Source organism: Kitasatospora sp. NPDC096140 (genome assembly GCF_040303045.1).
Classification (GTDB): domain Bacteria; phylum Actinomycetota; class Actinomycetes; order Streptomycetales; family Streptomycetaceae; genus Kitasatospora.
In genome coordinates, this window is sequence record NZ_JBEOUW010000007.1 from 226799 (window position 1) to 239397 (window position 12599).

At 74.3% G+C, this 12599-nt stretch carries 5 protein-coding genes; 2 read left to right on the top strand and 3 right to left on the bottom strand.

The window, feature by feature from the left end; all coding sequences use genetic code 11:
• Positions 1-49: 49 nt before the first annotated feature.
• Positions 50-7672: a LamG-like jellyroll fold domain-containing protein gene (locus ABT048_RS09730; RefSeq protein ID WP_350520789.1), complete on the bottom strand. Its 7623-nt coding sequence runs from the start codon at positions 7670-7672 to the stop codon at positions 50-52.
• 865 nt (positions 7673-8537) lie between these two features.
• Between ABT048_RS09730 and ABT048_RS09735 the strand changes: the two genes are divergently transcribed.
• The gene (locus ABT048_RS09735; RefSeq protein WP_350520790.1) at positions 8538-9395 is read left to right on the top strand and encodes an S-methyl-5'-thioadenosine phosphorylase; all 858 of its coding nucleotides are present in this window, start codon (positions 8538-8540) and stop codon (positions 9393-9395) included.
• Here ABT048_RS09735 and ABT048_RS09740 read toward each other — a convergent pair.
• Both ABT048_RS09740 and ABT048_RS09745 read right to left on the bottom strand, forming a co-directional pair.
• Entirely contained in the window at positions 9361-9882 is a 522-nt protein-coding gene (locus ABT048_RS09740) for a hypothetical protein (RefSeq protein ID WP_350520791.1), read from the bottom strand. The two genes, ABT048_RS09735 and ABT048_RS09740, sit on opposite strands and share 35 nt — an antisense overlap.
• Positions 9879-10994, bottom strand: a complete 1116-nt coding sequence (locus ABT048_RS09745; RefSeq protein ID WP_350520841.1) for a molybdopterin-dependent oxidoreductase — start codon at positions 10992-10994, stop codon at positions 9879-9881. Before ABT048_RS09745 ends, ABT048_RS09740 begins: the two co-directional genes overlap by 4 nt.
• 195 nt (positions 10995-11189) lie before the next feature.
• Here ABT048_RS09745 and ABT048_RS09750 point away from each other — a divergent pair, with 195 nt between their 5' ends.
• Entirely contained in the window at positions 11190-12590 is a 1401-nt protein-coding gene (locus ABT048_RS09750; RefSeq protein WP_350520792.1) for a hypothetical protein, read from the top strand.
• Positions 12591-12599 lie beyond the last annotated feature (9 nt).

The following is a 12599-nucleotide window of genomic DNA, read 5'->3' on the forward strand; positions in this document are numbered from 1 at the left end:
GGCCGCGGCCACCGGCCGCACCGAACTCCGCGACGCCGTCCCGCGACCGTCAGTCCTCCACGCCGTAGTACTGCGCGAGGAACTCGACCACCTCCCCGGCGTGCGGGGTCAGCTGCGGCAGGTGGGTGGACAGGGCGGTGCGCACGGCGTCGCCGAGTTCGGTGCGGCCGGTGGCCGCGGCCCTGACGTACGGATCGAGGCGCCGGACGAGCTCGTAGTTGCTGCCCAGGTCGAGCTCCCGCATGGTGCGCTGGAGCGGCGGGGCACCGACCGGCGGTACGGGCGGCAGCAGTCGGCTGACGAAGGTGACCCGGTGCATGACCCGCCAGCACGGGGGCTTGCGGTCGGTCCGGCGGACCTCGCGCAGTGCGCTCGCGTTCGGGTCGGTGCCGTTGTCCAGCCAGCGCGGGTCGACGACCTTGTGGAAGAAGGCGTCGAAGTGCTCGGTGTCCTCGCCGAGGTAGAAGCTGAGGAACCGGTACGCGTCGACCTTGCCCGGGGCGTTGACGGGGTTGCCGTCGGCGTCGTAGACGGGCTTGCGGCCGGTGTCGTACTTCTGGAGGTTCCCGGAGGGCGCGCAGGCCACGTTCAGCCCGAAGGAGCGGGTGGCCTGCCTGCCCCGGGCCCTCGTCGCGGTCATGCCGCCGCCGATGGAGGCGTCGAGCTGGGCGTTGACGCCGACGCCCATGACGTCGAAGGACGTGCCGACGGAGGTGCCGACGGACCCGGAGAACGAGTACGAGCCGGAGGTCGTCTCGCTCACCGCGTCGGTGGTCTCGGTGGTCTCGGCGAAGAAGCCGCCGTCCGCCGTCCACACGTAGGTGTTGACGAGGTCGCGGCGGGAGAAGCCGGCTCCGGTGGCGCTGTCGGCGGTGTCCCGGCCGCGGGCGGGCGAGGCGTCGCCCCCGATCGCGCCGCCGAGCACCCGGCCCGCGCGTTCGGCCGTGGGGTCGGGCGCGTGCGTCTCGGTGGAGACGGCCTCGTAGTAGCTGCGCAGCCGCTGCTGGTCGCGCTGGATGCGGCGCTTGATCGCGTACGCCTCGCGCGGCTTGTAGTAGCTGTACTCGCCGTTGTCCCGGGCACCGGGGTAGTCCGGGTCGAGGACCTTGCCGTGCTCGTCGTAGCCGACGGCGCCGTCGAGCGTGCCCTGCTTGGTGTAGCGGGGGTTGAGGGGGAACGGGATGACGTTCCAGTCCTTGGGGATGTCCGGGTTGGGCTGGATCCGGTAGGCGACCAGCGCGCCGCTGTGCGCCAGGCGCAGCGCGAAGACGTCCGCGGTCTGCGACTGGACCAGGGCGAAGCCGGTGTTGGCGGGCACGTAGCGGCGGCCGAGCGCCGCGTTGAGCGGCTTGAGCGGGTCCTCCCAGCTGCCGGCGAGCTCCACCTTCAGGGCGCGGGTGGTGTTCTCGCCCTGGGAGACGGCGGTCTCCTCGGCCCAGCTGTTGGAGAACTCCAGGGTGCCGCGCACCCCCGCCGACACCTTGGCCTTGGCCATGGACTTGGCGATGCCGAAGCCCAGGGGCGCGGTGATCATCCACATGTCGATGTCGACCTCGTTCGACAGGGCGAAGCCGAAGGCCGCGTCGACGCTGCGCTCCTTGGCCGACGACAGGGAGTGGACGACCTCCTGCGCCTCGGTGAACTCCACCGACGCGACGCTGTCGTAGGTGGAGCGGTCGGGGTCGACGGTGTTGGGGGTGAGGTTCTCCGACGGTACGGGCGGCGCGCCCTCGACGTAGCCGACCAGCTGGGGGTCGAACTGCACCTGGCCGACCCACTCGCTGACCAGGTTGCCGACCTTGTAGCCGGTGACCAGGTGCCAGCGCCCTTCGCGGAGGTAGGCGTAGGCCCGCTTGAGCACGCCGAAGGCCTCGCCCTTGGCCGAGTACTGCATGTCGGCGTACTCGGCGACGGCCGGGGCGCCGGTGATCCGCTCGTGGAAGGGCGTGCGCATGGCCGCCAGCGCCGACCGGACCTGCGCGGTGTCGCTGGAGACGGGTGCGGTGGACAGCACGGCGGTGGGACGGCCCGGGGCGTCGGGCAGGGACAGGTGGTTCCCGCGCAGGCCCTCGTCCAGGACGAGCCGGGCGCTCCCGTCGGTGGAGGCGTCGTCGAAGGACCAGTAGCCGATCAGGTCCTCCTTCTCGCCCTTGAGACGGGTGAAGAGGTTGTCGAGGACCTGCTCCTGGGTGCGGGCGGTGCGCCAGACCCGGACCTCCTCCAGGACGCCGTGGAACGCCTGGGTGGCCCGGCCGGCGTCGAGCCGCGCGCCGAGGGCGAACGCCCGGTCGCCGTAGCCGGCGAAGGCCGCGTCCTCCAGCGGGTCGCAGGCCACCGCGACCCCGTTGCGGTACAGGCGGAAGAGGCTGCCGCGCGGGTCGGGGTTGCGGGTCCAGCGGGCGCCGCGCAGCCGCGCGGTGTGCGAGCCGGCGCTGTCGGCGGCGGTGTTGCCCGTGTTCTCCTCGAAGCGCCAGTGCGCGGTCAGGCCGCGGTCGCGCGGGGAGACGGAGGTGCCCAGCCGGGCCGCGTCCCGCGCGGTGCCCCACAGCCGGACCTCGGCGACGACACCGGTCAGGGCGTGGGTCTGCAGGCCCTCGCGGGCCCGGCCGATGTCCAGGGTGCCGGAGTTGCCGCGGGCGCCGGGCCCCTCGTAGCGGGCGGTGCCGGCCTCGCGGCCGTCGATGAAGAAGCGGATGTCCTGCCAGTCCCGGACGTCGACGGACTCCACCAGGTCGACGTTCTGCCTGACGGGCTTGCCGTCGGCGCCGGTGGCCGTGATCTCCTTGCTGCCCTTGCGCTCCTGCATCGACCGGCCGCTCTTGCGGACGACGGCGAGGCGGTGGAACGCGCCGGCGCGCACGGCCTCGGTGGAGGTGAACCGCACCAGTGCGCCGTCGGCCTCCTCGAAGCCGAACTCCAGCCTGCCGTCGGGCAGGACGAGCAGCCGGTAGGGGACGCTGCCGCCGGCGCCGTCGGCCGCGCGGCCCTTGGACACCAGGCCCTGGGGCGCGCCGAGGGCGTCGACGCGGCAGAAGACCTCCAGGGTGAGGTCGTCGGTGATGTCGAGGGCGTCGTCGTCGGGCACGTCGAGGTACGCGCCGTCGGTCAGTTCGACCGCCCAGGACTGCTCGTAGGCGACGGCGAGGTGGACCCACTCGTGCGGCGGGAAGGTGGCGCGGGTGGCCACCAGCCGGTCGCCGACGCCGGCGACGACGCGGTAGTCCGTCGCCGCCGCCGCGTCGAGCGCGGTGGGGGCCGCCGCCGTGGCCACCCCGCCGCGCAGGACGACGTGCCGCTCCTGGCCGGAGCGGTCCTGGACACCGGGCTTGCCGTTCACCCGGTCGAGCGGGTCGGCGGCCGGCCAGTAGCCCGTCAGCCCCGCCTCCGTGCCGGTCAGCCGCCGGTTCTTCAGCTCCCGGACCTGTGCCGCGGTCCGGGCGGTGCCCCAGAGCCGGACCTCGTCCATCTCGACGGCGGCGTACTCGGGCACCCAGCCGGCGAAGTGGCTGCCGAAGCTGAACGGCCCGTCGCCGTTGTAGGTGCCCTTCGCGGTGCGCCGGGCCTCCTCGACGCCGTCCCGGTAGATCACCTGCTCGCGGGTGGCCGCCGTGAACACGCAGGCCCAGTGGTGCCAGTCGGTGTCGTCGTACCCGTACGGGGTGGTGAGGTCGTCGCCGTAGAAGGCGAAGGTGAAGTCGCTGGTCTTGCGGAAGCCGATGTGCAGGCTGCCCCTGTCCGTCCCGTTCGAGGCGCCGTGGCCGACGAGGTACTGCGCCCGGCCGTCCCACGCGGTCGTGCGACGCGCCCAGAACTCCACCGTGAAGTCCTGGTTCGCGAGGCTGAACCCGCGCTCGGTCACGGCGACGCCGCTCCGGCCGTCGTAGGCGAGGGCGGGCACGACGGGGGCGGCCGGGGCGAGGAGGCCCAGGGTGTACGGCGCGTCGCCGGTGCCGGCGTGGATGACCCTGGCGGCGCCGGACACCTGCTCGGGGTTGACCCACGCCTCCAGGGTCAGGTCGCGGGGCGCCGTCACCTGGTCCAGCTGCGCCTGCGGCAGGGTGAGCACGGCGGCCCGCCCGTCGAAGGAATAGGCCCGGCCCGGGGTGTCCGCGCGCCACCGGCAGCCCTGCCCGGTGACCAGGTCCGTCACCTCGCCGAGGGGGATCTCGCGCGCCCCCTCGGGGTCCGCGAGCACCAGCCGGGAGCCGGCCGAGAGCGGGCTGCCGGGGCGGTTGGCGGAGGCCCGCCGGTGGTCGTAGCGCAGGCGCCGGACGACGTCGCCCGGCCGGGGCTCGGGCCCGCCCTCGCCGCTGTCCAGGCGCACCTTGACGGTTCCCGGCGCGTGGTCGGCCTCCGTCAGGTAGAGGTGGCCGCCGATGGTGACGGGCGTCCCGGCCGGCAGGGCGGCGGGGAGGGGCTCGGCCAGCTGGAGCACGCCGCCGGCGACGTCGCCGGCCCGGCCGCCGGACAGCAGCCGGAGGGTCGCGTCGAAGGACTGCACCGTGCCGATCCGGACGGGTTCCTCCGGCGCGCCGTTGACGATCGCGGCGAAGTCCGCCGCACGGCGGGGCAGCCGCTCCCAGGTCTCGACCTCCTCGCCGTGCTCCACGGTGAGGTCGCACAGCTCGGGCCGGGCACCCGGGGTGATGCGGATGCGCACCGGGTCCAGCCGGGTGCCGGCGTCGCGGGCGGTGAAGGTGATCGCCGTGCCGCTGCCCGCCGTCAGGCGGCGGGAGGAGCGGGCGACCGCGGTGTCGTAGTAGGCGGCGAAGAACTGCCCGTTGGAGCCGCGGAAGTACAGCACGACGTTGCCGGTGGCGCTGTCGAGCAGGTACGGGCGGTCCGCCGACCGGGCGAAGGCCAGCAGGGCGCCGGAGCAGCTCAGGCCGGTGCGGTCCAGGGAGAGCCGCGGGACGGGCAGGGCGACGTCGTTCGCTCCCTTGAGACCGCCGGTGAGCCGGGCCAGCTCCTCCCGCTTCGCGGTCAGTTCGGCCTGGTGGGCGGCGATCTCGCGCTGCCGCCGCTCCAGGAGCTCCCGCTGCGGCCGGAGTTCGGCGAGCTGCCGGTCGAGTGCCGCCACGCGCTGGACCGCGTCGCGGATGTCGGGGTGTCCGAGGTCGTGGAGGGAGACCCGCTCGACGGTGATCAGGCCCTCGCCGGACTCGGTGACCGGGGCGGACTCGTACTGGACCACGCGGTCTCCGAGCCGGTCGGGGGCGCAGACCGTCCGCTCGCTGTACCGGTTGACCAGGGTGCCGAGCCCGTCGCCGGTCTCGTAGAGGCCGAAGAGCGTGTTCCAGTGCCCGGCCTGGCGCGGCCAGAGGATCAGCGGGGCGTCGTCGTCCCGCCGCTCACCGGCGACGTTCATGTCCTTGCCCGCGTTCAGGTTCTGCAGGTGGTAGAGCATGGAGCCGTTCCAGGACGACCCCGGGGGCATCACGAAGGCCCACAGCGCGGACTTCGCCTGCGGATCGGAGGTGCGCACCAACGGCGTCTCGTTGCCGGTGCCGTCGCCCTGCACGGCGAGGTACTGCGGCTTGCCGTCCCGGGTGTTCCTGAAGCGCAGCCGGACGGCCCAGCCGGTGATGTCCTGGGAGCGCGTGTGGAAGAGCTCGCGCTGGCGCTCCAGCTCCGGCACGTCGGCGGTCTGCCGGGCCAGGTCGGCGGCCTCGGACTCCTTGGCCGTGACGTCCTGGACCAGCTCGCGGATCCGGGCGTCCAGTTCGCTGATCGTCTCGACGTCGGCGGTGCCGTCGGGTGCGGCGAGCACCGGCAGCTCCAGCTCGTCCGGGACCTCGGCGAGCCGCCCGTCGCGCCCCACTCCGAAGTCGACCGTCGCCAGGTACGCCTCGTCCGTCGCCCCGCCGGACTTCGGGTCCGGCCCGGAGGTCGCGTACGAGAGCAGCACCCGGGCCTGGCGCTTCACGGGCTTGGGATCCTTGTCGTAGCCCGAGCTGGTGGCCTCCTGCTGGTGGTAGAGCACGGCGGACAGCCCCGAGACGGCCTTCCGGCCGACGACGGCGAAGCTGTCCCGGCGCACGCCCGGGTGGTCGCCGACGGGGGCCTCGGACGTCACCCACTGTGGGCCGCCGAGGAGTTCGCCGTGCCGGGCGTGGTCGGTCTGGTCGTGCAGACGGGTGCCGGACCCCTCGTCGAAGCGGTAGTAGGCGACGAGTCCCGGGTCGTTGCCGATCAGGCGCACGCCCCCGTCCCGCTTGAGCTCCTCGGCGGTGCGGGCGCGGTCCCAGATCCGCACCTCGTCCAGCTCGGCCCGGGCGCCGTCGAACCACAGGGCCTTGCCCAGGAGCAGCGGGCCGGTCCCGGCGTAGGGGCGGTCGGCGGTGCGGGCAGCGGCCACCTCGCCGTCGCGGTAGACGGTCTGGCGGCGCGTCGCGTGCTCGAACACACAGGCCCAGTGGTGCCAGTCGGTGTCCGCGGCGCGGACGTCCGTGTTGAAGTCGTCGCCGAAGAAGGCGAAGGTGAAGCGGTCGTCGTTCCGGAAGCCGATGTGCAGGGAGTGGTGGACGCTGCCGGCGGCGTCGCCGTGGCCGACGAGGTACTCCTCCTGCCCGGTGGCCGTACGCCGGGCCCAGAACTCGACCGTGAAGTCGCGGTCGGCGAACTCCGGGGCGTCGGCGACCCGGACGTGGGCGTCGCCCTCGCCGAAGGCCAGCGCGGTTTCGGCGTGGCCCTCGGTGCTCACCACGGGCACCAGCGGCTGCCCGGTGAACGGGCAGGTGCCGGGCGAGGTTTCGTAGACGGCGTCGCGGTGGGCCGGGTCGGGGCTGGTCCAGGCCTGGGTGCCCTGGAGGTCGAACAGACCGTCGCGGCCCTGTTCGACGCTGAAGGAGTCGACGCGGCCGGTGGCGTCGTTGTGCGCGAAGATCTGCCAGCGCTGCTGTCCGTGCACGGCGGTGGGGACGAGCAGGGCGGTGAAGCGGCCGCCGGACAGGCGCCGGACGAAGGACAGGTGCTGCGTCGGCTCGTGGAAGGGACGGCCTTCCATGTCGGTCGTACCCAGGCTGTCCTTCGCCGAGTCCGGCCGGGTCTTGTGACGGCTGCGGCGGAAGCGTGCCTCCAGGACGGGCTTGAGCTCCCCGCCCACGAGGAGGAAGCGGTCGCACAGGAGGGTGTCCGCCACCAGCGGCACCTTGGCGCCCGTGTCGTCCGTGGCGTAGTCGCCCCGCTCCCGATCGGCGGAGGACCCGCCCGGGGCGAGCCGGTGGACGGCGTCCGGGTGGTCGGTGCCGATCGACTGCCGCAGCACGACGATGTGGGTGCCGTCCGACAGGGCATGGAAGGGGACGGAGGCCGTGAGCCTGGCCGTGGTGGACAGGAAGGGGTCCAGCTCGTCCTCGGTCAGCCGCTCGCCGGCGGCCGCCTCGACCCGTCCGCCGTTCTTGACGACCGGCAGCGCGGTGGCCCCGGCGACCGCGTAGCCGGTCTCCGTGATCTCGGAGGGGAAGCGCAGCGGGAGCGGGTTCTCCGACCAGTAGGCGGCGTCCAGCTCGCCCTTGGCGTCGTCGTGCCGGGACAGGTCCAGCACGCCGTAGACGATCCGCCGCTGGTCGTCCATGGCCAGGGCCACCGTGGTGCCCTGGTGCCGGACCGTGGTGGTGTGGACGTAGGTGCGGTCGCTGTAGACCTTGAGCAGGTGGTGCTCGGCGGACAAGGAGTCTCCTCAAGAGATCTCGGGTACGGTGAGCACACGATTGACCGGACGCTGACAGATCGTCAAGAAGCCCTCCACGCAGGGTGGCTGGAAATATGTCGCCCGGCGCCTACCTCGGCGAGGCCCGTCCCGAGCAGGGCGGCACTCCGGTCGACGCACCACGGGGACGATCACGGAGCACGGCCGGCCGGGAAGGCTGGCTTGATCACGCAGGTCGGCCCCGGCGAGTTCGACGAGGCCGTTCGAATGCTGCGGAGACCCCGGCCGTGGAGGCCCCGGCCGGCGAGGACCACGGGCAGGCACGCCAGGGCGACGACGACGCCCTACGGGTCCAGGTGGCCGCTGTCGTCGAGCCCGGCGCGTTCCGGCCCATGGACGGCGTGGTCGTCGTCGGAGTCGGCGACGTGTGGTGCGTCGCCCACGGGGCGGGCGTGACCGTGGGGCCGGGCGCCCGGACGGGCCCGTGGCCGTTCGTGGCGTTCGCAGCGCTCGCAGCGGGGAAGGATGTGGTGTCCATGCCACCCTCCGTGTGCCGTCGACGGTAGTAGTGCCGGTCGCAAGCAGGGACGGCTGCGGGGCGCCGGAAGGTCCGGCCGAGGCCTCGGTGGGACGGTCGACCCGGTGGCCGACCGGCCGTCCTGCTCCTCACGTTAGCGGCCGGGCCGCGGCAGACCGTGGCACCCGGGGCGGAATCTCACTGCTGCACCGGCACCCCGGTACTACGGCCCACCGGGCCACCGGGCCGGGTCCTGCGGGCGCGCTCCGCGGGACGTTCGCGATCCGTAAGGTCCGGGGTCCCGGCTTCCGGCACGGTCCGTTCCTACAGTGACGGGGAGGTTGTTCCCGAGAAGAGAGGTGGACCGGGATGACGGTCGACCAGGACGTCCCGCCGAGCGCCGAGCTGGGTGTGATCGGTGGCTCCGGGCTCTACGCGCTGCTGGACGACGTGACCGAGGTGCGGATCGACACGCCGTACGGCGAACCGAGCGACGCGCTGTTCCTGGGCGAGGTGGCCGGCCGCCGGGTCGCCTTCCTGCCCCGGCACGGGCGCGGCCACCGGCTCCCCCCGCACCGGATCAACTACCGGGCCAACCTGTGGGCGCTGCACGCGCTGGGGGTGCGGCAGGTGGTGGCGCCGTGCGCGGTGGGCGGGCTGCGCCCGGAGTACGGGCCGGGCACCCTGCTGGTGCCCGACCAGTTCGTCGACCGGACCTCGGGGCGGGCGCAGACCTTCTACGACGGCCTGCCGCTGCCGGACGGCTCGGTGCCCGAGGTGGTGCACGTGTCGATGGCCGACCCGTACTGCCCGGCGGGGCGCCGGGCGGCGATGGACGCCGCCCGGGAGGCCGCCTGGGAGCCGGTGGACGGCGGGACCCTGGTGGTGATCGAGGGCCCACGCTTCTCCACCCGCGCCGAGTCCCGCTGGTTCACCGCCAACGGCTGGTCGGCGGTCGGCATGACGGGCCACCCGGAGGCCGTGCTCGCCCGTGAACTCGGTCTCTGCTACAGCTCGGTGGCCCTGGTCACCGACCTCGACGCCGGGGTGGAGAGCGGCGAGGGCGTCACCCACGGCGAGGTGCTGGAGGCTTTCGCCCGCAACGTCGACCGGCTGCGCACCGTCCTGTTCAAGGCGCTGGAGCGGCTGCCGCTCCTGCGCGAGTGCGCCTGCCCGCACGCGCTGGACGGTCTCACGACCGGTCTCCCCGGGGTTCCCGGCGCCTGACGGCCCGATCCCGGCGCCCGAGGGCCGGGCCCCGGCGCCCGGCGGCCCGGTCCCGGCGCCGCCACCGCCCGGCGAACGCGACCAGCAGCGCGACGCCGGCGGTGGCGGCCAGCACCAGCAGCCAGTTGCGCAGGTAGGGCAGCGGCAGCACCGACGGGTTGCCGTGGTCCTCGTCGGCCCGCAGGACGGCCGGCAGGCCGACGGCGGTGACGGCCGCCGCGACGAAGAGCCAGCCGCGCAGCACGGGACCGCGGACCACGAACGCGCCCAGCACGCACAGCAGCGGCACCCACAGCCCGTCGTGGATCACCAGCCCGCCGACCGCCCAGACCAGAACGTCCGACGGGTCGGTGATGTACGGGTCACCGAGCAGCCCGGACAGGCCGTAACCGATCACGGCGAGGCCGGCCGCCAGCAGCAGCGCACGGACGATGCGGAGAACCCGGAGAGCCCGGACAGCACGGGCGGCACGGACGCCGGTGGTCATGCGATCACCTCGACGCGTGCGACCCACTTGGTCTGCAGGACACCGGGCCGGTTCGGCGCGATCACGCGCGCGGGGAACCCGTGGTCCGCCGCCAGGACTTCGCCGTTGACGCGCAGGGCGAGCAGACTGAGCGGATCGTCCACGTACGTCGCGGGCATCTCCATCACCCGGTACGGTCCCGAGGCCTCCAACGACGTGACCCGCACCGCCGAGCCGGGCGGGGCTCCGGCACGCCGCACCAGGTCGGTCAGCCGGACCCCGGTCCACCGGGCCGACGCGCTCCAGCCCTCCACACAGGCGATCGGCAACTCCACCGAGTGCTGCGGGAGTTCGCCGAGCTCCGCAAGGGTGAGCTCGTACGGCTGCGGCCCGTCCACGCGCAGCCGCCAGTCGGCGGGCACCGTCACCGTGCCGGCCTGGGCGGCGGTGCGGTTCACCGGCAGGCCCTGGGGGCCGATGTCGGGGCGGCGCGGGGCCAGCAGGTCCAGGGACCGCAGCCAGGGCACGCTCTGCCCGGCGGTGACCAGGGTGACGGCGCCGACGGCGGCGGTGGTCGCCGCGAGGAACGCGCGGCGCTGCGCCAGGGCCGGAGCGGCCCGGCGCCACCAGTGCGCGGCGATGAGCGGTGCCTTGACGGCCAGGTGGACCAGCAGTCCGCCGGTGGCCAGCCAGCCGAGCCAGAAGTGGGTCTGCCGGAACGGGAACGGCCACGGGTACCACTGCAGGGTGTTCAGCAGGCCGGTGAACAGTTCCAGCAGGACGGCCGCCACCAGCAGGGCGATGCCGAGCCGTTCCAGGGCGTGCAGCACGCTGCGCGCCGGCGGCCACTCGAACAGCCGCGGGTAGACCGCCCACAGCTTCGCGCCGGTCAACGGGATCGCGGCCAGGCCGCTGATCACGTGCAGGCCCTGGGTGACCCGGTAGCCGTTCACCGGCCGTGCGGGCAGGTGCGGCGCGAGCCAGCCGGGCGGGTCCTGGAGCAGATGGCTGGTCAGACCGGTCAGGAAGCACACCAGGAGGGCCGCCCCCAGCCAGCGGCCGACGACGACCACGGTCCGTGGTTCGTGCAGCGGTGAGGTGAACGTCCCCTCGCGCAGCGGCCCGCGCCGCAGGAACGCGGGGGGCGCGGGCAGCGGGGGGTCGTAGCGGCGGCGGGGGGCCGGAGTGCCGGAGTCGGCGGGTTCGGTTTCCACCCGTCCATCGAAGCGCCCCGGGACCACCGACAGGTGCTCCGACGTGCTTACGGAATCCGAACGTCGCGGGCGCCACCGGGGGTTGGAAGGCGGGCCGGTGGGAGGGTGGGCGACGTGATCTCCCGTACCGTCCTGCGCTGTCTCCTCGCCCTTGCCGCCCTGGTCACCGCCCTGGCGCTGACCGTCGCCCGCAGCGGCGCCCTCCCGCTCCCCGGCTGGTACCTCCTCGACGTCGCCCTGTTCGCCGCCGCCGTGCTGCTGCTGCGCGAAGTGCCCGGCGACCGGGTCGTGCCGCTGGTCCTGGCCGGTGGCGTCGCCGTGGCCGCCGTCGGACTGCTGGCGCCGCCGCGGACCAGTGACGACGCCTACCGCTACGTCTGGGACGGCCGGGTCCAGGCCGCCGGGATCTCGCCCTACGCCCACACCCCGGACGATCCGGCGCTGGCGCGGCTGCGCGATCCGGGGCTGTTCCCGGAGAGGGACGGGTGCACGGGCTGGGACGAGCGGCGCACCGCGGCCGGGGACTGCACCCGGATCAACCGGCCGGCCGTGCACACCGTCTACCCGCCGGTGGCGCAGGCGTGGTTCGCCGCTGTGCACCCGTTCGGCGGCGGGGTGCGCGGGGTGCAGGTCGGCGGGGCGGTGCTGGCGGTGGCGACCACCGGGCTCCTGCTGCGGGTGGGGCGGGAGAAGTGGCGAGCCGCGCTGTGGGGGTGGTTCCCCGGCGTGACGGTGTGGGCGGTCAACGACGCGCACGTGGACACGCTCGGCGTGCTGCTCACCGTCGCCGGGCTCGGCTGCGCGGCGCGCGGGCGGGCGCTCGGCGGGGACGGGCGGACGCTCCCCGGGGACGGGCAGGGGCTCCGCGGGGACAGGCAGGCGCTCCGCGCAGGGCTGCTGCTGGGCGGCGCGGTCGCGGCCAAGCTGCTGCCGGCCCTGGCCCTGCCGGGGGCGCTGTCGGGTCTGCTGGCCCGACGCCCGACCCGCGACGACGTCCTGCTCGTCGGATCCGCGCTCGGAGCCTTCGCCCTGTCCTACCTCCCGTACGTGGTGGCCTCGGGCACCTCCGTCCTGGGCTACCTGCCGGGCTACCTGCGGGAGGAGGGCTACGAACAGGGACACATCGACCGGTTCGGACTGCTCCGGCTGCTGCTGCCCGACCCCCTCCTGCCGTGGGCGGCGGCCCTGGTCCTCACGGCGGTGGTCGTCCTGGTCCTGCGCCGGGGAGACCCGCACCGGCCGTGGGCCGGAGCGCTCCTGGTGACGGGCACGGCGCTGCTGCTCGTCGCCCCCTCCTACCCCTGGTACGGGCTGCTGGTGGTCGCACTGGTCGCACTCGACGGCCGCTGGGAGTGGCTGGCCGTCCCGGCCGCCGGGCAGGCGCTCTACCTGACGGGAGGCCAGACGGCGCAGCAGCTCTCCTACGGGGCGGCCCTGTGCGTCGTCCTCCTGGTCCCGCTGCTGCGGCAGCGCCACGCCGGACGGGCGTCCGTGGCGGTGGGCGCCGAGAAGTGACGGAAGTCT